The sequence below is a fragment of the Roseibium denhamense genome, from assembly GCF_009711415.1.
Classification (GTDB): domain Bacteria; phylum Pseudomonadota; class Alphaproteobacteria; order Rhizobiales; family Stappiaceae; genus Roseibium; species Roseibium denhamense.
The window spans coordinates 97,270-116,033 of the sequence record NZ_SMLZ01000105.1; the positions used below are offsets into that span (position 1 = coordinate 97,270).

18 protein-coding genes are annotated in these 18,764 nt (G+C 58.4%); 13 read left to right on the forward strand and 5 right to left on the reverse strand.

Annotated elements, in window-relative coordinates; genetic code table 11:
* Nucleotides 1-76: 76 nt before the first annotated feature.
* The 7 genes from E1180_RS09665 to E1180_RS09695 all read left to right on the forward strand — a co-directional run bounded on the left by E1180_RS09665 (nt 77) and on the right by E1180_RS09695 (nt 6,098).
* Entirely contained in the window at nt 77-535 is a 459-nt protein-coding gene (locus tag E1180_RS09665; protein ID WP_283404664.1) for a cyclic nucleotide-binding domain-containing protein, read from the forward strand.
* A gap of 32 nt (nt 536-567) precedes the next feature.
* Complete coding sequence (locus tag E1180_RS09670; protein ID WP_208997047.1) at nt 568-1,368, forward strand: MBL fold metallo-hydrolase; 801 nt, start codon at nt 568-570, stop codon at nt 1,366-1,368.
* Between the two features lie 201 nt (nt 1,369-1,569).
* On the forward strand, nt 1,570-1,791 hold the full coding sequence (locus E1180_RS09675; RefSeq protein ID WP_155190973.1) for a hypothetical protein: 222 nt from the start codon (nt 1,570-1,572) through the stop codon (nt 1,789-1,791).
* A 113-nt stretch (nt 1,792-1,904) separates the two neighbouring features.
* Complete coding sequence (locus E1180_RS09680; protein ID WP_155190974.1) at nt 1,905-3,260, forward strand: adenylate/guanylate cyclase domain-containing protein; 1,356 nt, start codon at nt 1,905-1,907, stop codon at nt 3,258-3,260.
* A gap of 152 nt (nt 3,261-3,412) precedes the next feature.
* A complete protein-coding gene (locus E1180_RS09685; RefSeq protein ID WP_283404666.1) occupies nt 3,413-4,180 on the forward strand; it encodes an SDR family NAD(P)-dependent oxidoreductase in 768 nt (255 codons plus the stop codon).
* Between the two features lie 137 nt (nt 4,181-4,317).
* Complete coding sequence (locus E1180_RS09690; protein WP_155190975.1) at nt 4,318-4,854, forward strand: hypothetical protein; 537 nt, start codon at nt 4,318-4,320, stop codon at nt 4,852-4,854.
* A 2-nt stretch (nt 4,855-4,856) separates the two neighbouring features.
* Nucleotides 4,857-6,098, forward strand: coding sequence for an HlyD family secretion protein (locus tag E1180_RS09695; protein WP_155190976.1), 1,242 nt, complete (start codon nt 4,857-4,859; stop codon nt 6,096-6,098).
* A gap of 308 nt (nt 6,099-6,406) precedes the next feature.
* Here the strand turns inward: E1180_RS09695 and E1180_RS09700 are convergent, their stop codons facing one another.
* A complete protein-coding gene (locus E1180_RS09700; RefSeq protein ID WP_155190977.1) occupies nt 6,407-6,796 on the reverse strand; it encodes a VOC family protein in 390 nt (129 codons plus the stop codon).
* A gap of 99 nt (nt 6,797-6,895) precedes the next feature.
* On the opposite strand from E1180_RS09700, the gene soxR reads away from it, so the two are divergent.
* Both soxR and E1180_RS09710 read left to right on the forward strand, forming a co-directional pair.
* Nucleotides 6,896-7,354, forward strand: coding sequence for a redox-sensitive transcriptional activator SoxR (soxR, locus tag E1180_RS09705; RefSeq protein ID WP_283404667.1), 459 nt, complete (start codon nt 6,896-6,898; stop codon nt 7,352-7,354).
* A gap of 267 nt (nt 7,355-7,621) precedes the next feature.
* Nucleotides 7,622-9,523 carry a PhoX family protein gene (locus tag E1180_RS09710; RefSeq protein WP_155190978.1) on the forward strand — a complete coding sequence of 634 codons (1,902 nt, stop codon included), beginning with the start codon at nt 7,622-7,624 and terminating at the stop codon, nt 9,521-9,523.
* 289 nt (nt 9,524-9,812) lie between these two features.
* On the opposite strand, the gene E1180_RS09715 is transcribed toward E1180_RS09710, so the two are convergent.
* A complete protein-coding gene (locus E1180_RS09715) occupies nt 9,813-11,000 on the reverse strand; it encodes a D-alanyl-D-alanine carboxypeptidase/D-alanyl-D-alanine-endopeptidase (RefSeq protein WP_155190979.1) in 1,188 nt (395 codons plus the stop codon).
* A gap of 601 nt (nt 11,001-11,601) precedes the next feature.
* Between E1180_RS09715 and E1180_RS09720 the strand changes: the two genes are divergently transcribed.
* Together E1180_RS09720 and E1180_RS09725 are read left to right on the forward strand one after the other, a co-directional pair.
* Complete coding sequence (locus E1180_RS09720) at nt 11,602-12,048, forward strand: hypothetical protein (RefSeq protein ID WP_155190980.1); 447 nt, start codon at nt 11,602-11,604, stop codon at nt 12,046-12,048.
* A 62-nt stretch (nt 12,049-12,110) separates the two neighbouring features.
* Complete coding sequence (locus E1180_RS09725) at nt 12,111-13,766, forward strand: vWA domain-containing protein (RefSeq protein WP_196220572.1); 1,656 nt, start codon at nt 12,111-12,113, stop codon at nt 13,764-13,766.
* 408 nt (nt 13,767-14,174) lie between these two features.
* On the opposite strand, the gene E1180_RS09730 is transcribed toward E1180_RS09725, so the two are convergent.
* Together E1180_RS09730 and E1180_RS09735 are read right to left on the reverse strand one after the other, a co-directional pair.
* Nucleotides 14,175-14,432 carry a YjhX family toxin gene (locus E1180_RS09730; RefSeq protein ID WP_155190982.1) on the reverse strand — a complete coding sequence of 86 codons (258 nt, stop codon included), beginning with the start codon at nt 14,430-14,432 and terminating at the stop codon, nt 14,175-14,177.
* A 402-nt stretch (nt 14,433-14,834) separates the two neighbouring features.
* A complete protein-coding gene (locus E1180_RS09735; RefSeq protein ID WP_155190983.1) occupies nt 14,835-15,086 on the reverse strand; it encodes a hypothetical protein in 252 nt (83 codons plus the stop codon).
* Between the two features lie 186 nt (nt 15,087-15,272).
* Between E1180_RS09735 and E1180_RS09740 the strand changes: the two genes are divergently transcribed.
* Nucleotides 15,273-15,572, forward strand: a complete 300-nt coding sequence (locus E1180_RS09740) for a phosphatidylglycerophosphatase (RefSeq protein WP_155190984.1) — start codon at nt 15,273-15,275, stop codon at nt 15,570-15,572.
* Between the two features lie 29 nt (nt 15,573-15,601).
* Here E1180_RS09740 and E1180_RS09745 read toward each other — a convergent pair whose 3' ends face one another.
* Nucleotides 15,602-15,856 (reverse strand): DUF6455 family protein, encoded by a 255-nt coding sequence (locus tag E1180_RS09745; RefSeq protein WP_155190985.1) that lies wholly within the window; start codon nt 15,854-15,856, stop codon nt 15,602-15,604.
* A 219-nt stretch (nt 15,857-16,075) separates the two neighbouring features.
* Between E1180_RS09745 and fliK the strand changes: the two genes are divergently transcribed.
* Nucleotides 16,076-18,760 carry a flagellar hook-length control protein FliK gene (gene fliK, locus E1180_RS22705; RefSeq protein WP_155190986.1) on the forward strand — a complete coding sequence of 895 codons (2,685 nt, stop codon included), beginning with the start codon at nt 16,076-16,078 and terminating at the stop codon, nt 18,758-18,760.
* Nucleotides 18,761-18,764 lie beyond the last annotated feature (4 nt).

Below are 18,764 nucleotides of genomic sequence, written 5' to 3' on the forward strand. Positions count from 1 at the left end.
TGACAAAACCGGTTGCGGGCCCGCCGCGCCCGAAAAACACTTTGAGCAGGGCAACTGCTCACGAGGGGGGAAAAACGTGTCGTTAGAAACCGAAGTAGAAGCCCTGAGGAAGGTTCCCTTATTCCGTGGGATTCATGAGACGAAACTCCGGCTGTTGGCCTTCATCAGCGACCGCACAGAGTATCCGTCGGGAGAGCGCCTTTGTACTCAGGGCGAGGAGGGGGATTGCGCCTTCATTATTCTGGCCGGAAACGCCGATGTTTTGGTGGACACACCGGATGGTGAAAAGCGTGTCGCCCAAGTCTCGGAAAACTCCATTGTCGGGGAGATCGCCATCTTGTGTGATGTTCCAAGAACGGCAACGCTGGTTGCAGCCAGCAAGATGGATGTTCTAACAGTATCAAAGGACGATTTCTTAAAGCTCCTGAAGGAGTTTCCAGATATCTCGCTTGAAGTCATGCGGACCTTGGCATTGCGCCTTGAACGCACTACACGTGACTTGGCGGAGGCACGCCAGGGAGCCGCTGGCGGGTAGGAGTACGACGTGGCAGATGATTTTTCGCTTCGTTGCTGGGGAGTGCGCGGGTCTACACCGACACGGGTTCAAGCACGCTCCGTTATGGCGGCGAAACGGCTTGTTTTGAATTGCGTGCCGGCAACGCCCTGGTGTTGATCGATTGCGGATCCGGCGCCCGGAACCTCGGGCTGGAGATTTGCAAGGGCACCCCGCAAACATTCGATCTTCTGTTTACCCATACCCATCTGGACCACATTTGCGGCCTGCCGTTCTTCAAACCTGCTTACGATCCGAATTATGCCGTCACTGCCTGGGCCGGGCATTTCCAGGACGGCACTGAGCTGATCGATATTGTCAGCCGGATCATGTCGCCGCCGATCTTCCCGGTTGCCGCCAAGACACTCAAAGCTGTCGAATTCAGGTCTTTCACGGCGGGTGAACAGATCCCGCGTGATGATGATCTTGTCATCAAGACGACACGGCTGAACCACCCGGGCGGAGCGTGCGGCTACCGCTTCGAATACAAGGGCAAGGCCATTTGCATCATTACAGATCATGAACATGGCGATCCCGAAATCGACGCGGCTTTGCCGGAATTCGTGGCGAATGCCGATGTCATGATCTACGACGCCATGTTCACCGATGATGAGTATGAAATCTACAAGGGCTGGGGGCATTCCACCTGGAAAAAGGCGGTCCAGCTTGCAAAGATCGCAAATGTAAAGACGCCCGTGTTGTTCCACCATGATCCGCGCCGCACCGATGATGAACTGGACGAAATCGGGATGGCTGCCGAAAGCGCGTATCCCGGCACTCTTGTTGCAAGCGAGGGCATGCTGCTGCTTCCCTGAGTCTCTTGGATGTCAGATGCGGCCTGCGGCAAAAAAAAATGGCCCGGAACGGGCCAAGAAAAGTGCTTTTTGAAACTGTTACACCAGGCGCGGATTGCAGGTTTTTGCGCCAGCGCCTGAACTGCCCAAAGGCTTCAAATTTCCCCTCAAGCCACCGGCGCATGTGACCGTTTGACTGTATGGCCTCCGGAAAACTGCCGCATGATCCATTTGGACTATGTCTTGATGTTTGAGGCTGGTTTTAACCGCCGTAACTGGAATGAGAACGGCCTCGTTGAGTTGTTGTTATGTCGGGCCGGGCAGGCGGCGTTACACGATACGCAAATTCCTGAAATCGGTTCTGGTCAAACCAAGCCGCTGCCGCAGCAAGACCTAACACGTCCGAAAAATCTGGCGGATCAGACTGCCCAAACGCTGTCCTGATCAAGCCGGCACAAGCGCGATGGATCGATCACAGGCTGTCACGTTTGCTTGGTAGCCCTTGCGCACTCACGATTCTTGACCAAAGTGCTTTTGGAAAAGAAACAGGGGCGGCAATGGCAGGTCTGGTCGAAACTCTGAAATACATCATCCGCGGCGGGCCACCCGAAACGGGGATCCCGCAAAGGGTGCGCGCCGAGATCCGCGATCAGGAAGCCTCTTCGGAACGCCTGATTGGTTGGGTTCAGCTCGGCCTTGTTCTCTTCTTTGCAATCTTGTATGCGCTTGCCCCTCGGGCTGAAGGGTCGGCCGGGTTCAACTTTGTGCCCTTGGCTCTCGGTGCCTATTTTCTATTCACGGTCATGCGGCTGGTGTTGTCCTACCGCTTTGAGTTGCCCGAGTGGTATCTGCTGATCTCCATCGGGGTCGACATGGCCTTGCTGGTTGGTCTGATCTTTTCGTTCCACATTCAGTACGACCAGCATCCGACCTTTTATCTCAAAGCCCCGACGCTCATGTATGTGTTCATTTTCATCGGGCTTCGGGCCTTGCGCTTCGATCCGCGTTTCGTTCTGACAACCGGTCTTGTGGCGGTTGCCGGGTGGCTTGGCCTGGTGTTTTACGCGGCCCTTGCGGATATGGACGGAATGCGGGTGACCCGTAATTACGTGGAATATCTCACCGGCAATGCCATTTTGATCGGCGCTGAACTCGACAAGACCATGGTGATACTGGCGGTGACGATCTTGTTGTCCGCCGCGATTTACCGGGGGCGGGCGCTGTTGTTTGAAGCAACCCGGGATCATGCCGCAGCAGCCGATCTGAAACGCTTCTTTGCCCCGGAAGTGGCCGCGTCCATTACCGATGCCGACACCGCTTTGGAAGCCGGGGAGGGCACGTTGCGCCATGCGGCGATCCTTTATGCCGACATCCGCTCGTTTACATCAACCTCCAGCACACTTGCGCCTGAGGTCGTGCTAGCGGTTCTGGCCGAATATCAGAACCTTGCCGTCGACGTGATCAATCACGAAGGCGGGCGCGTCGATAAGTTCCTGGGGGACGGGATCCTGGCGACATTCGGGGCGCTGCAGCCTTCTAAAACCTTTGCTGCGGATGCCTTGCGGGCGGCAAACCGGCTGGTTGAGGCGATTGAGGCTGAAGCGGATTTGTTCCAGGCAGCCGGCTGGCCGGGTTCCCTGAAGATTGGAACGGCAGTGGCCGCCGGACCGGTCACTGCCGGGGTAATCGGCGCAAAAAACCGGCTAGAGTTCACCGTGATCGGCGATGCGGTCAATCGTGCAGCGAAATTGGAAGATGCCAACAAGATCCATGGAAGCACAGTGCTGACAGATCAGGTCAGCCTCACCTTGGCCAGAGAACAGGGCTTCGATTTGCCGCCCTTGGAAACACTTCCTGCCTCACCTGTGATGGGGGTGCGGGACCCGGTTGATCTGGTGGTGCTTGCACGCTGAACAGACACCCGGTGCAGAAATTGGCTTTCCGCATATCAGTTCCCGCTTGACCGCCGGAGAAAGCTGGGTCACTTTGCGCGCAAATTGACGTTTTCGTCAAAAGGGGCGTTGTAACGTCAATATTTCAATAGGTTGTATATCGGGAGGTGTGCGTGAAACTGGAGTCTTCAATTTCGGCAATTGTGACCGGCGGCGCGTCCGGACTGGGTGCTGCAACAGCGCGGATGCTCGCGGGCGAGGGCGTGAAGGTAACCCTGTTCGACCGCAACCGGGACCAGGGCGAGGATATGGCGGCCAGCATCGGTGGTGTTTTCGCCGAGGTTGACGTGACCGACCAGGCGAGCGTGGAGGCCGGGTTTGAGGTTGCGCGCGCGGCCCATGGACAGGAACGCATCCTGGTCAATTGCGCCGGGATTGCACCGGTCGCCAAGACGACATCGCGCGGCGAACCGCACCCGATGGACATGTTTGAAAAGGTGGTCGGGGTCAACCTGATCGGCTCGTTCAGGTGTCTTTCCATAGCGGCAACGGGCATGGCGGATCTGGATCCTGTCACGCCGGATGGCGGGCGCGGCTTGATCGTCTCGACCGCCTCGGTCGCAGCGTTTGACGGCCAGATCGGCCAGGTCGCCTATGCGGCCTCCAAGGCAGGTGTTGCCGGGATGACCCTGCCGGTTGCCCGGGACCTGGCAAAATCGGGCATCCGGATGATGACCATCGCGCCGGGCATTTTCGAAACGCCCATGCTTTTGGGATTGTCGCAGGAAGTTCAGGACTCGCTTGGGCAGCAGGTACCGTTCCCCTCCCGGCTCGGCAAGGCTGCCGAATACGCCCAGTTGGTGAAGGCCATCTGCGAGAACGATATGTTGAACGGCGAGACGATCCGTCTTGATGGTGCCATTCGAATGGCGCCGCGGTAAGTCCGCACCAGCGGAAGCTGGTTGCCTTTGCGCAACTTCACTATTATCGAGTGATAGGGCACCGGCCTTGCTGGTTTCGCAAGCCCGGCACTTCTTTGGAAACCGATCCTTAGCGCAGCAGTCAGCCGGGGTATTGTATGTCGACACATTCAGAAAACACAGGCGAGGGGGCGGTAACGCTTCACCCTCTTGCTAGCGAACATTTGCCGTTTTTTATACCGACAGCTGACGGATATGATCAGATGATGATCTCCGTACTCATCGTGTTGGTCATCATTATTGTGTTGGTTGGAACGCTTTATCTTCACCTTCATTCCATTCCCGAAAAAGTGGCGCACGGAAAGGAAGGGGTCCATTTTGAGCTTGTAGCTGTCCTCGCCCTGGTCGCGTTGTTCACGCATAACAATGTTTTTTGGGTCGCCGCGCTGGTTCTTGCTTTCGTCCCGTTTCCCAACCTCGCTTCCCCTTTGACCTCGATAGCATCGTCATTGAAAACGATTGCCCTATCCAAGGTAGCATCTGTGCCGGAGCCTGCAGTAAGTTCGCCCCCTGCGCAGAGTATCGCTCCATCCGGTGGCACTGAGGCTGTTTCTCCGGACATGGCGTCAAGAGATGCAACGGATACTGAAGTTGCGATTGAGCCGGTCGTTTCCCCTGAAGACAAAAGGAGCTGACGATGGAGCTACTTCTGTGTTCAATGGTCACCTTGCTGCCTGATTACCTGTTTCGCCGCTACGTTCAGGGAAAACGGTTTGGGTATGAAATTACAATATACTCTGTCTGGTTTGAGCTGCGATATGGTATTGTCACATGTGCTTTGCTAACGATCTCTTTGATCACACTCATTTTCTACTATCACCCGTCGACGAACCACGCGACGCTGATTTTTAGAACAATACCGATCCTTCCCGAAACACGAGGCCGTGTCGTTGAGATCTATGTAGACAATACGCTCAATACGCAGGTTAAAGCCGGCGACAAAATCCTCCGCATGGATTCCAGCCAAGACGAACTGGCAGCAAATTCGGATCGTCAACAAATCAACGAGATTGAGGCGGAGATCCGGTTGGCGGAAGGTGAGTTGCAGGTCGCCGAAGGACAGGTCAGTCAGGCCGAAGCGAGCCTGAAACAAGCGCAGGACGAGCTGGACACTAAGCAAGAGCTCTATGACAGAAATCCTGATGTTGTGCCGCTTCGCGAATTGGAAAAGCTTCGCACTTCCGTTCAAAATCGGGAAGGGGCTCTGGAAGCAGCCATCGCCCAAAAGGAACTGATCGAGACCAAGATCAATACAGCCCTTCCGGCTCGCAAACAGACCGCGGAAGCGCGGCTTCAGGAAACGTTGAACCGGATCGAGAAAATGACGATCTATGCCGGTGTGGATGGAGCTGTGGAACAGTTTTCCATACGGGCGGGTGATGTTCTTAACCCGGCAATGCGGCCCGGCGGTGTCCTGATCCCGTCAGACGCCGGACATGACCGAATGATCGCCGGCTTCAATCAGATCGAGGCACAGGTCATCAAGAAGGGCATGATCGGTGAGGTCACATGTGCGGCGTTACCGTTTACAATCATCCCGGTCGTTGTCTCGGAAGTGCAGGATTATCTTGCTTCTGGCCAGTTTTCCGCAAGTGGGGCCCTGGTGGACGTTTCTGCCAATGCGACGCCTGGCACAATAACGACGTCGCTGGAACCGCTCTATGCGGGCGGTTTTGACAAGCTTGTGCCGGGAAGCCGTTGTGTTGCCAATCTCTACACCAGCAACCATGACCGGCTTACCAGCGGTGAGCCGATGGGAACTGGCGAGTTCGTCTTCCTTCATGTGGTTGATACGGTCGGACTGGTGCATGCAATTCTGCTGCGGTCTCAGGCTTTGCAATTGCCGATCAGAACGCTTGTGTTGTCAGGTGGCCACTAGAGACGGCGATAAAGTATATTTACGACTGAACGGGCTCCCTTTGTGGAGCCCGTTTCATTTTAGGGGCGCGCTCTCAGGCCTTCAGGAACCAAAACATACTCTGGTAGCTTTGCCGGACCTTTATGAAGAGAGCTTGTAGCTGTTTTTGAGGCGCTGATTTCCCGATCCGCAGCTGTTCCGATCCGAACTCCCGATTTAATGTGCCGCTTTCATTGAGGAAACCATCAGCGCGCAGGGCTGAAACGGCTTGTGGCGGAAGGTTCGGGCGGGGCCGTAATCTGTTCGCCGCCAAAAACTCATGCAGGGTCTCATGCGGCATAGCTGACCACCTCAAACTCGATCCCGTCATCGTCGTGAAAGTAGAACCTGCGGCCCGGCTCATAATCGGCGTGGTTCTTTGTCTGGTAGCCACCAGACGTGATCCGTGCCTCTGTGGCATCTAGGTCATCCACAACCACGGCAATGTGATTCAGGCCGCCCCGGACACCATAGCTTTCGGCCTCCATGGCGGCCGTTTCTTTCGGCGGGTTATAGGCGGCGATGTAACTGGTCTCGTTCCCTATGTGGTAAGTCGTGCCACCGCCCAGGCTGTCGCCCTTCCAGCGGATCTCCCAGCCGAACCAGTCTTTGAGCCGTTTGGCGGTCGCCTCCGGATCGCTGACGGTGACGTTCACATGTTCCAGAAATGCAGTGCTCATTTGGTGTCCTTTCAAAGTTTGACTTTGCCTGGACACTGGAGATAATTCCTCAAGTAAAGTTGAGGTCAATAGGAAAAAACATCATTTTTGGAGTAAGTTGTGAAATCGTCATCTGTACTGTCAATCGGTGAGTTGTCTGACCGGACCGGCTTGTCGGTGTCGGCCATCCGGTTTTACGAGGAAAAAGGCCTTGTTCATCCGATCCGCAACGCTGGCGGCCAAAGGAGGTTTTTGCGGTCCGATATCCGCCGCCTGTCCTTTGTTCTTGTCGCTCAGGAGTTCGGGTTTTCGATCTCTGAAATCGCCGATCAACTGAAACAGCTGCCCGAGGGGCGTGCGCCCACCAAGGCCGACTGGACCCGTATCAGCCGCGAGTTCAGGGCGCATCTTGATGCCCGGATCGAAAAGATGATCCGGCTTCGCGACAAACTTGATGGCTGTATTGGATGCGGTTGCCTGTCGATGAAGTCTTGCGCGCTTTACAATGCCGGTGACGCCGCTGCCAGGCACGGGCGCGGGCCCCGGTATTTGATGGGAGACACGTCTGACGCGGTGTAAACAAAGCGGCCCGATATTTTCTGCAAGAACCAAGTGTCATCCGCCTGTGATGTTGTCAGAGGAGGGCGGTGAAAAATTTTGTATATTGCTGATTTTACTTGTGTATTTCCGTAGACCACATCCGCCTCCTAAAAGGTGAAATTGTTCGGGATTGCGCAGTTAAATATTCGTAATACGTGTGTCATAGCCGCGTCATGCAACTGTCACTAAGGGTGGGTAACGCAGATTGGCGTAATTTCACGTAGCCATCCGTTTGGGAGAGCGAACATGACTGACATCAACAAAGACGATCTGTCTTGGGACGATTGGGACGAACTGGTCCGCCCGGCAGCAGAAACCACCGAATTCGACAGCGTTGTTGAAGCCAACCTGTCCCGCCGCGGTTTCCTTGGCGGCCTCGTGGCCTTCGGATCAGGTGCAGCTGTGATGGGCCTTGGCACCGGTGCCAGCCTCATGAACTCCACCTCCGCGCAAGCACAGGCCGCTGCTGGCCGCTTTGCCTTCCAGCCGGTTGGAATTGCAACCGACGCAACCGTTCATGTTCCGGAAGGCTACAAGTGGGACGTTCTGGTGAAGTGGGGCGACAAGCTCTTCTCCGACGCTGCTGACTTTGACGGTGCAAAAGGCGTTCCAGTCGCTTCTTCCGACCGCGTCTTTGGTGAAAACACTGACGGCATGGAGCTGTTCGCGATCGGCGACAAGCAGGTGATTGCAGTTAACAGTGAGTATGTGAACCCGAAGGTGAACCTGCCGCACACTGAAGACGGCAAGCCGCAATCTGCGGACGACGTAAAGATGCTGCAGAACTTCCAGGGTGTGACTGTCATGGAAGTGGCGGAAGACGAAACCGGCTGGCAAGTTGTTGTCGACAGCCCGTTCAACCGCCGTATCACGCACAACACCGAAATGCGGATCGCCGGTCCGGCGGCAGGTCACGACCTTCTGAAGACCGAAGCCGATCCGACCGGAACGAAATCCCTCGGAACCTTCAACAACTGTGGCGCGGGCAAAACCCCTTGGGGCACTTACCTGACCTGTGAAGAAAACTTCAACGGCTACTTCGGTTCCACGGACGAAGGTTTCGAGCGTCCGGACGATTACAAGCGTTATGGTATCGGCTTGGAAAGCCGTTACTCCTACGAGAAGTTTGACGAGCGTTTTGACATCTCCAAGAACGTCAACGAACCGCGCCGTGCGGGTTACATTGTTGAGATCGACCCGTCCAACCCGGACTCAACTCCGGTGAAGCGCACTGCTCTCGGCCGCTTTAAGCACGAGAACGCTGCATGTGCCCTCGCTCCGAGCGGCCAGGTTGTCGTTTATATGGGCGACGACGAGCGCGGCGAATTCCTCTACAAGTTCGTCTCCAACGGCACCTACACACCGGGTGCTCCGACCGACGGTCTTCTCGATGATGGTCAGCTTTACGTTGCCAAGTTCTCCGAAGACGGCAACGGCGAGTGGGTTGCCTTGACAGAAGAAGCCACCGGCATGAGCAAGCCGGAAATTTCCATCTATAGCCGTATGGCTGCGTCCAAGGTCGGTGCGACCACAATGGACCGTCCGGAGTGGGTTGCTGTGAACCCGGTTTCGGTTGAAGCCTACTGTGCTCTGACCAACAACAAGAACCGCGGCATTAAGCCGAACGCTGGCGGGGACGACACTTCTGTGAACGGCCCGAACCCGCGTGAAGCCAACAACTACGGTCAGATCCTCCGCTGGTATCCGGAAAATGACGATCACGCAGCGTCTTCCTTCAAGTGGGACCTCTACGTGATGGCTGGTAACCCGGAAGTCCACGGCGACAGCGCTTATGGCGGTTCTGAAAACGTCAACGCCGGCAACATGTTCAACTCTCCGGACGGCATGATGTTCGACTCATCTGGTCTCCTGTGGATCCAGACAGACGGCAACTACAAGAACGAAGGCGATTTCGCCGGCATGGGCAACAACCAGATGCTGGTGGGCGACCCAGTCACCGGTCAGATCGAACGTTTCATGACCGTTCCTTACGGCTCTGAAGTCACCGGCATCACCTGGTCTGCTGACCGCCGGACGGTTTTCGTCGGCATCCAGCACCCGGCTGCGCCGTTCCCGGACGGCGAAGGCAAGCTTGAGCGTTCCTCCATCATCGCCGTCAAGCGCGACGACAACGCCCTGATTGGCTAATTGTTTTAGCGATAGAAACATGAGAAGCCCGCTGGAGCGATCCAGCGGGTTTTTCTGTTCCGGATGAAAGCTTATGGGATGGGGATGGGCCCGGTGTCGCCGACGGCCGGACTTTCCCCGCAAAATCACAAAAGCGGCCACGTGCTGGCCCGGGGCCGGCGGGGCTTCCCACCCGGCAAAAAGCTTCTAGAGCAAGTCGCATTTAATCGGTGTCGTCTTTTGCTTTGAAATCATTGATTTCAGACAGTGAAAGACGACACATGATGAATTTGAATGAATGCGACATGCGCTAAAGGCCGAGCTCGAGGGTGCGGAGCAGGCGGAACCGGGTTTTTCCCGTGTTGCCGCCCAGCGAGATCACGAAGGGCACCAAGCCGTGCTTGGAGCTGTTCACATATCCGGCCAGTGCCCGCACCCCCGGGATCGTGCCCGTCTTGTAACGGGAACCGGCCCGGGTCTTGGGCAGGAGCGCGGCATGCGGTTCAAACGCCTGCAGCACTTTGGCAAGGCTTTCGGTGGAGAACCGGTTATCGGGGCTGATCCCTGAGCCTTCCTTCAGGTCTATGCCTTCAGTAATGCCGTGTGCTGTCAGGATCTCCCGAGCGGCTTGCTGCGATTTTTCAAGACTGACCGGCCCGCCAAAACGGTGTGCGCCGATCTCCAGAAAGATCTGGTTGGCGATGTAGTTGTTCGACCCCACCATGAGGAGGGTCAGGATTTCCGGCAGGGAGCGGGACTGGCGGTGCACATGGACAGGCTCCAGGCCCGCAGGGACAGAGCCGATTACGACGTCGCCCTCAACGCGCCCGCCGGCCTGCTCGATAAAGGCGGCGAGCAGCTCACCGGCATAACGCACGCCCACGTCAGGGTCTTCCTGGGCGAGGCTGATGCGGCCGCGTCCGTTGGGACCACGCTCCCGGAACTGGCTCACAGCCAGGGGCGTGATCGGGGTCTGCTTTTCCGCTGAACGAACGGACTTACCCTTCCGCACGGCATGGATCGTGTTGAAGTTGACCGCAAGGGCCGCGTTCAGGGCGTCATAGGCCTCGCCAGTGTCTTCAATACCGGGGATACGCAGACCGGAAGGATAATAGCTTGCGTCAAGAACGAGACCCGTGAACGGCGCCTTGCCGGTTGCTGCGACAAGCGCGGGCGCGAGCAGCGCGAGTTCCTCGGACACAAGAAAGGGATCGCCGCCGCCGCGCACATACAGCACCCTGTCGCTGTCCAGGTAAAAGCGGGTTTGAAACCGGTAATCCTCCCCCAGAACCTCCAGCGCCAGCCAGGCGGTGACAAGCTTGGCGACGGACGCTGGAACGAAGGACCGGTCTTCGTTTTGCGCCACCAGCGTGTTGCCCTTTCCATCCAGCACAAGCACGACCCCCGACGGCGCGGTGGCCGCAACCTTGTCTTCAAGACCGGCCAGAGCGGGCCCGCAAACAAGAAACAGGGCCAGAATGTGAGCAAGCAGGCGCATGGTCGCTCCAGTCAGCCGCGTCCTATGCGGCGGGTGACGTTTTTCGTCGTTGTCGAGATTCTTTAAGCGTTTCAACCGAAACGCTAGATGCTCAAGATCAGCGGGCGGGCGCTGCCGGACACATCATTGAGGAATGCCGGGAACCCAGAGGCGCCGCCCCGATCGTCCAATTCAACCAGACCTGAGAAGGATTGTGAATACGCCTTGCCCAAACCGTCCAGCGCGGAGTCTTGGTGCCCTACGCTGAGACCGGCTGTAAAGGGCCAATTCGCGACCCTCGGGACCAACGCGGCAACGTTGGGAAAGGGCGGGAAGCTGACTTCCGCTGCGAGTTGGATGAAGGTCCAAACTTCGGACTATGTTGCCCTAGGATCTCCGCATAACCACACAGCCCGCAAATCCCGCTCACCGGTCAAAAAGACGATAAAGGAACCAAGTTATCCTGCAGTATAATCTTAGTCTGCGACCAGCCAACGCTCACCTTTTGACGAGCCACAATCCGTGTCATCATACAAACTGCGCGACTTGAGATTTTGAAACCCAAATGCTAACGTTACGACAGTTCGTACGCCTTTCGTTGTATCGGGCCGGGTGATCTTCAATGAAGCCTTGCTTCTTACTAGCTGCGCTCGCATTGGGCCTTGGCATGATTTTCTGGTCATCGGGTCCGGCAGCTTCGTCAGATCTATCCTATCCGCAGGTTTACCGCGATCTCGGTCTGCCCGAATTACCAGGTGCAAAAGCCACTGGCACTGGAAGAAACAACTCGTCTCTCACCGACGGTATCTCCATAACTCTACAGTCAGAGGCGTCGAACGGCGCACTGCGCAGCTATTATGAAGCGGCCTTGGCGGAACGTGGCTGGACACTGCAGGAAACTGTGGCTGTTTCCAGGATGCGGGAAGCGGGGATGATCGAACAGTTTCCGTTTAGTGCTGTTTTCTGCGGCCCCGACGCATTGGCATTCCAGGTTAACACGGTGGATCTGGGCGCAGTGCGGGAGTTGTCGATCTCGGTTACCGAAGGATCAAATGCGTGTAGCCCGTGACCGCTGCGCGAACTGATGTGGGGTAGATAAAAGGGCAATCTGTAATGGGGCATAGGCGCAAATTGTCCACGTGGTTCGCACACACGGCGATAACCCGTCTGCTTGCGCTAGCAGCACTACTCTCGGCGTCGGTTGCCGCACTGGCTGAAACGACAGTTAAGCAAATTGATCATGGTATCAACGTTTGTCCGGCATTCGATATCGTGCAGCGCAATATCCTCGAGGTGACAGCGGGCGCCGACGGAGAAGAAGCGATACCTCAAGGCGCCACCGATCCCGTTGCCGTCGAAATCATCTTTGATGCGAGCGGTTCGATGGCTGCGTCTCTTGATGGGCGCCGTAAGATTGACATCGCCCGACAGGCACTCGGGGCAGCGCTCAATCGGCTCGATCAATCCGACGCACTTGTTAGCATTCGCGCTTATGGTTTTGACAGTTCGGTCGAAAAGTCACCTGAAGCCTCTTGTCCGAACACCGCTCTTGTCAGCAATTTCCGGCAGCGCGGACAACAGCACCATAGCGGCATCACAAATCGCCTCGAGCCCTACGGCTACACACCTATCGCCGCGAGCTTGCACGCAGCTGGCGTGGACTTGAGCGGTGTGAGGGCCCGGGACCGCATGGTGATACTAATCACTGACGGCGAGGAAACTTGCAACGGAGATCCGGTCGCTGCTGCGGCCGCGCTGCGTGCCCGGGACTTTGCAGTCGCGTCATATGTAGTTGGCTTCGATCTTGATGCCGAACAGCGCGCGCAGATGCTGGCAATCGCAAGTGCAGGCGGCGGTGCGTACTTCGATGCCTCTGATGCCGCTTCTCTCGAAGCCGCCATAGACGAGGCGGTCGGAGTCACCGTGCGAAAGCAGGAGCGTGTCATCAAAAAGTGTATAAACGATGTTCGAGGCGGCGAGACCGTGGCTGAGGCGACCGTGCTTGGTCCGGGGCTTTTTACTGTCGGTGAGTTGCTTCCCAAGCAGACGGAACGCTTCTACCGCATCGACACTTCCGTAGGGCAACACGTAGTCTTGCGTGGGCTCTTGCAATCACACCGGACCTACCCCGGCGAAAATGGTAAGCCGTTTGAGACGGCCTATGCGCTGGGCGCGTTTACTATTCGGCCTTATCACCCGGACGGGCAACCCATGAGTATTCGGGCAGCGCGCAAACGGAACATACCAGGCACATCGTTCTTTCTCGAATACACTGACCAAACGGGCAGCGGCATCGCCTTTTCGATCGGCGACAATTATGATTGGGTTGCGCCGGACCCGTTATTTGCCATTGAGATCGATGGTGAAACGGGTATCTCTGAGATTGCCTCTACAGGTAATATTCGGTTTACGCAAAACGCTGAACCGGACAGAGTACTGCAGGGGGAACTCGACAAAAAGTCATCCGATTCCATCGGCGGCGACGACCCCATCGATGTCTGGCGGATCGCCCTGCCGTCCGTTTCTGGTAATGCAGAAGGCTGGCAGGGTGTTGTGTCAGTCTTCACCGAAACGGCGGTTTCCGGTTATCGGTTGGATATTACTGTGGCCGGCGAGCGTGAAGGCGAGACTGTAGCTCTCGCCGACAATCCGGGTGGCTCGGGCTACTTGGCCGTTGCCGCTATCGAACCTGAACAGCCACTCGATGCACTGATCGTCACCCTTAAAAGCAAAGAACTCGATGGCGCCGTTACAGAATATGATCTGTTCGTGGTCGCTGACGGCTGATTATGCCTATAAACAAAAGCCGATTCTAACCGAGCCAAGGTCTCACAGCCATCCATGACACCGTAAAGCCCCGGAGGCCCCATCGTCCATCCCGCTTGCGCTGCACATGGCGGTTCAGCGGCATGACCAGCGGCGTGTTTCGCTAACTTCTGGGCTCTCAAAAAGCTTGGGATCGGGTCTGGAGCCATAAGGTCGATGACAAACCCGCGCTGTGTCTTGTGTCCTCCCGGCCAAACGGAGTGCGTGCCGGGACCGGAGAGCCGCAGGTTCCGGTATAAAGGCATATGGTCTTTGAGGCCCGATCCCGGATTTGCGCTGCGCTGCATCCGGGAAGACGAAATGAGGGATTGTTAAAGGTCTAACGGCCCCGGAACTTGTCCGGGGCCGTGCCAACGGTTCTGCGCCGGTCTATCGGTTGTCCAGCTGCGCCCGGACCCGTTTCAGGCCCAGATGCGTAATCCGGTAGGGCCCGCTGTTTTTCGACGCGATGTACCGGTTGTATTTCAGTTTGCGGAAGACCCTTAAGGAGCATCCGCCCCAGTACCAGCCGTCCCGCGTGACGGTTTCATGTTTGATGATGCGGCCATGGTCGTCTTTTTCGACACGGATATAGCCACCTTGAGCCAGCAGGTGCAGCACCCGCTGTTCGGCTTTTGAAATGTCCATTGGGTATTGAGAAGCCTGATGAAGAGCGTCCCGCATCCAGACGGGTTTGGCTTCGGTCTTGCCTTGAAATCTGTGATCTCAAAAGGCGGGAACCTGGGCCGGGAGCGTTTCGTTTGAAAAGCTCCAAAGATGATCTGGTGGATGCGTACAGCGCTCAAGACATAATCCAGCAGTCATTGCAGCCTGGCGCATGCAATGCTGGTTCGTCTTCTTCCCGGCTGCAATCTCGAGCCGGGCCTTACCGGGACTCTTTAGATCCGCGCATAAAACCTCTCAAAGTGATGCGGTGCTTTACCACCAAAGACCGGATTGCCGCAAGATGCTGAAGTAATGCGCAGCAGAGGTGTTGCGCGGGCGCATCAGGTCCCGGCCGGGCGCCTTGGGCTCTGGGGAGACGATTGCTCAGCTTCTTTCAGCTGGCCAGAACCCGGTGTCCGGGTCGCGGCTGATGGCGAGCGCCCTGACATCCTCCGAGCGGCAACTGGCGCATTTGAGCGTTTCAGCCAGCGTGGATATCCGTTGGTCTGCGGCAAAACGTGCCAGGTTCATGTAGCGGAACCGGCCGCAGGAATCGCATAAAATTGCAAGCCTCCGGCCCGATTGCGCGAGCTCCTCAATTGTCGGGTTGTCGAGGGAGTCTTCTTGTAAGGGCATGAAGGATATTATCTTTTTGTCAAATACGCCAGCTTGGCGATTGTGTGTGCACGTTGCAATCCTTCAGAGCCTAACACAGTTGGAGGCTTCTGGCGCCGGGCAGTGTTTTCTGAATGTATCCCGCTATCTGACGAGGGTGGTTGAAAGCCTCTCGCCTTTTTGCGGCGGGCGCATTAAGGAAGGGCCATGATGACACTTTCAGATACTTGGCTGGATCTTTTCGGCCTGTCCGGCCTCATCAATCCGTTCGCCCTTCTCATCGGGGTCTATCTCGGCTGGCGCGCGGACGATGCGAGCAAACTCTGGATTGCCGGCTTTGCCGCAGCAGCCCTGTCTCTCATTTTAGAAACAGCGGTTGGTCTGTTGCAGCTGCCGCAGCCGATCTCGCAGGACGCTGGCGCGCTCGCCATGTTCCCGTTCCGCTTTGCCGGAGGCGCAATTGCGGGTTTCATTGCCTACAAGCTGCGGCGGACACGGGACGCCTGAGGGCGGGTGCCGGTCTGCCGGATGCCTTTCTATGAGACCTTCAGCCAGCTGTTGAACAGCGCGGCATTCGGGCATGTGTCCGGAGCTGCAGGCGCACCGGCGGTGTTCTGATCCAGCCAGTTGGAGCAGGCTTTTGTGTTTTCGCAGCGCATGCAGCGCTGTGCGGCGGACCGCATTGTCATGTCGCTCAGATCGCTGCCCGGAAGGTCCTCCATGGCGCCGATTGTTTCAAGCATGCGGCCCATGAGGCCCGCGCGCTCGTTGAGGCGGTCCATCCAGTTCATGAAGAAGTCTCCTGACCGGTCGTTCCAGTGCCGCGTGACATCTGTCGGCAAGGGTAATCTGCCGGGGCGGGTTGGGGGTTCAACTCTGATTGCCGGTGAGTTTGCGGAAAACCGCTGCGGAAATCTTTGACAAGGGTCAAGTCTGGGCAAGCTTTAAGAAACCGGCCATACTCGCACGCTAAGATTCAGTCAGGTCCTCCAAGCGGAGTAGCGGAATTGGTGCAAACGGTCGCCGCGCAGCCATTGCCTGCCCAAGCGGGCCAGAACCCGGCTCCAATTGATCTTGAGCCGGGCACCGAGCTGCGCGCCAAGGTGGAGAGCAATCTGCCGGGAGGATTGGTCCGCCTTACTCAGGCAAATTCAAACACGCGGCTCGACCTCAGGGTGCCCGCGCCGCTTCCTGTCGGCGCTGATGTCGTGGTGAACGTTTCGGGAAGCCGTCAGCAGCCGCAGATCCAGATTACAGTGCCGCAGGCCCCAGCAGCCTCCGGGCCTTCAGCTGAAACCTCCGCTGCGCAAAACGCGCCGGCAAAAGCCGCGCCGCCGCCGTCTGGTTCGGCGCCTGGTCCGGCATCAGGTCCGTCCAATGGGCAGGCGGCAAATGCGCAGGCGAAAACTGGGCAGCCCGCCAACCCGGCCCCGGCGCGTCCTCTTCCGGCCAATTCAGCTCCAGTCCTCCCTTCTGTGGCCAATCCGGCACCGGCGAGCGGGCAGCCCCCCGCCAGCGCCGCTGTTCAAGCGCCGCTTCCGTCTCAGCCGCAGCTTGCCTTGCCGCTCACCCCGTCCGTCTCCAGTGCCGCGCTGTTTGCCCAGGCAACCGGACAGGCCGTCCCGTTTGCCCCGCAAGGGCAGGGGGCTGGCATTCCTGCCGCCGTGCCGCTCCCCTCACGCCCGCCTGCTAGCAGCGGCCAGGCTCCTGTACAGAGCGCCGTAATTTCGAACCAACTGCCGTCCGGTCCGCAGACTGTGCAAGCCCCTGTCGGTGGGGCACCTGGTGCCGGCCTTGTATCTGCGCCCGGGCCGGCTGCTCCGTTGGGCCAGGCCCCGGTAGTGCCGCCGCAACCAGGTGTGGCGGCATCCGCGCCGGTGCCGCAGGGCGCGGCTGTTGCGCCATCGCTGCCGGGCCAAACTGCTTCAGGTCCTGTCCCCGGAGGCCCGCAGCCCCCGCTGACCGTTGCATCACAGGGTCCGGGAGGTCCGCCCGCACCGGGGCAAGCAGCGGCAGCTGCGCTCACCCCGGGTGCCACCGGTCAATCATCGGGGGCGCAGCAAATGGCCCCTGTTGCAGGTGGCACAGGAGGAGCCATAGCTGGCGGTTCAGCCGCAGGCGCGGCACCGCTTGCCGCCGGAACTCAAGCCGCTCCGCCTGCAGGGCAGCCGGTCACGGCCCAAACCCTGCCAGCTGGGCAGACCCCTGTCTCTAGCCATGCGCCCGCGCTGGGTGGTGTTGCAAACCCGCCAGGGGCTGGCGGACAGCCGAGCCCCTTTGCCGCCGGTGCGGGCGCATCCGGACAAGCTGCACCGCCCTCGTCAAGTGCACCCTTGCCAGGTTCCGGTCAATCAGCGCCGCAGGGTGGAGCCGTTGCTCAGCCTGGCAGCCAAATGCCGGGGGCTCCAGCTTCCGGACCCGTGGCGGCAAGCCCTCCCGCAATGTCCGGGCAGGGGCCTGCACAGATTTCTCCATCTCAGGGCGGTTTGCCTGCCGGATCTTCCGCCACTTCACAGCCCGGCTCGGGTGCGCAGCCTGCTTCCGCGCCAACCGGCCCCGGGCCGTCGGCCGGGTTGATGTCGGGCGCACTCGCGTCTGCTTCGGGCAGCTCAACCCCTGTGACAGGTCACTTTTCTCAGGCCTATACGGGGGCCTATCCAGCCGCGGGCACGGTTTCCGGGGGGATTCCCGGCCCAGGTGCTTCCGGGCAATCCGCGCCTGGCCAAGCACCTCAGATCCCTCCGGGCGCATCCGCGTCCGTACAAAAGGCGGCAACGCAATTGGCGCGGCCGCTGGGTGAACAACAGGCCGGACTTGCCAGCCTGTTTGCCCAGATTGGTGCGCTCGCATCTGCCCAGTCCGCGGGGCAGGTGTCCTTGCCGGAACCCGTTCAAAAAGCAATGCAGCAGATCCTTGGCTTGCGGCTGAATTCCGCTCAGATGCCGACGGCGGAGGATTTGCAAACTGCTATGCGCCAATCCGGCCAGTTCCGTGAGGCCGGATTGTTGCGCGCTGCAGGTCCACAGACATCGGCGCTACCTGACTTGAAATCCGCGCTGATGTCATTCCGCGCCTTGCTGCAACACCTCGGGGCGGACAGTCAGGTGACCCGGCCGGCCCGCCAGCCGTCCGTACCAACCCGCAAGGGTGGGCCCGAAGGACAGGCGCCGCAGCGGGCGGGGGGCTTCTGGTCCGGCGCCGCGCCGCAAAACCTGCAGGCGCTGATGAAGGAAACCGATGCGGCGCTTGCCCGCATGCGCCTGACCCAGCTGGTAAACGCAGGACTTGCCGGGGACGACGGGCCGCAGGCTGCCAGTGCCCGGGCCATGGACACTGTTGTCGAATTGCCGATTGCGTTCGGTCAGGAAACCGGCGTCTTGCAGATGCAGATCGGCCGTGACGGTGCCAACAAGGAGGAGGACGGTGAGGCGGACTCTGCCTGGCGGCTCCGCTTCGCCATGGATTTGACGGCAACCGGTCCAATTGAGGCAGCTGTTACCCTTCGTGGCGGCGGCACATATGTCTCCCTTTGGGTGGACCGGAAGGAAACGCTGGATACGTTGAAGGGGTTGCTGGACACCATGGAAGCCGCCTTTGCCGATGCCGGTCTCGATCTTCAGGAGCTCAGGTTCATGCGAGGGCTTCCCCCTAAAACCGCCGCGAAATACGGCAGCCTGATCAACCGCCAATCGTGAGCCT

Bases quoted from the DNA above. Each gene is read 5' to 3' on its own strand.
- E1180_RS09675 (WP_155190973.1), top strand. From the start codon at position 1,570: ATGATCCATTTGGACTATGTCTTGATGTTTGAGGCTGGTTTTAACCGC.
- E1180_RS09680 (WP_155190974.1), top strand. From the start codon at position 1,905: ATGGCAGGTCTGGTCGAAACTCTGAAATACATCATCCGCGGCGGGCCA.
- E1180_RS09690 (WP_155190975.1), top strand. From the start codon at position 4,318: ATGTCGACACATTCAGAAAACACAGGCGAGGGGGCGGTAACGCTTCAC.
- E1180_RS09695 (WP_155190976.1), top strand. From the start codon at position 4,857: ATGGAGCTACTTCTGTGTTCAATGGTCACCTTGCTGCCTGATTACCTG.
- E1180_RS09700 (WP_155190977.1), bottom strand. From the start codon at position 6,796: ATGAGCACTGCATTTCTGGAACATGTGAACGTCACCGTCAGCGATCCG.
- E1180_RS09710 (WP_155190978.1), top strand. From the start codon at position 7,622: ATGACTGACATCAACAAAGACGATCTGTCTTGGGACGATTGGGACGAA.
- E1180_RS09715 (WP_155190979.1), bottom strand. From the start codon at position 11,000: ATGCGCCTGCTTGCTCACATTCTGGCCCTGTTTCTTGTTTGCGGGCCC.
- E1180_RS09720 (WP_155190980.1), top strand. From the start codon at position 11,602: ATGAAGCCTTGCTTCTTACTAGCTGCGCTCGCATTGGGCCTTGGCATG.
- E1180_RS09730 (WP_155190982.1), bottom strand. From the start codon at position 14,432: ATGGACATTTCAAAAGCCGAACAGCGGGTGCTGCACCTGCTGGCTCAA.
- E1180_RS09735 (WP_155190983.1), bottom strand. From the start codon at position 15,086: ATGCCCTTACAAGAAGACTCCCTCGACAACCCGACAATTGAGGAGCTC.
- E1180_RS09740 (WP_155190984.1), top strand. From the start codon at position 15,273: ATGATGACACTTTCAGATACTTGGCTGGATCTTTTCGGCCTGTCCGGC.
- E1180_RS09745 (WP_155190985.1), bottom strand. From the start codon at position 15,856: ATGAACTGGATGGACCGCCTCAACGAGCGCGCGGGCCTCATGGGCCGC.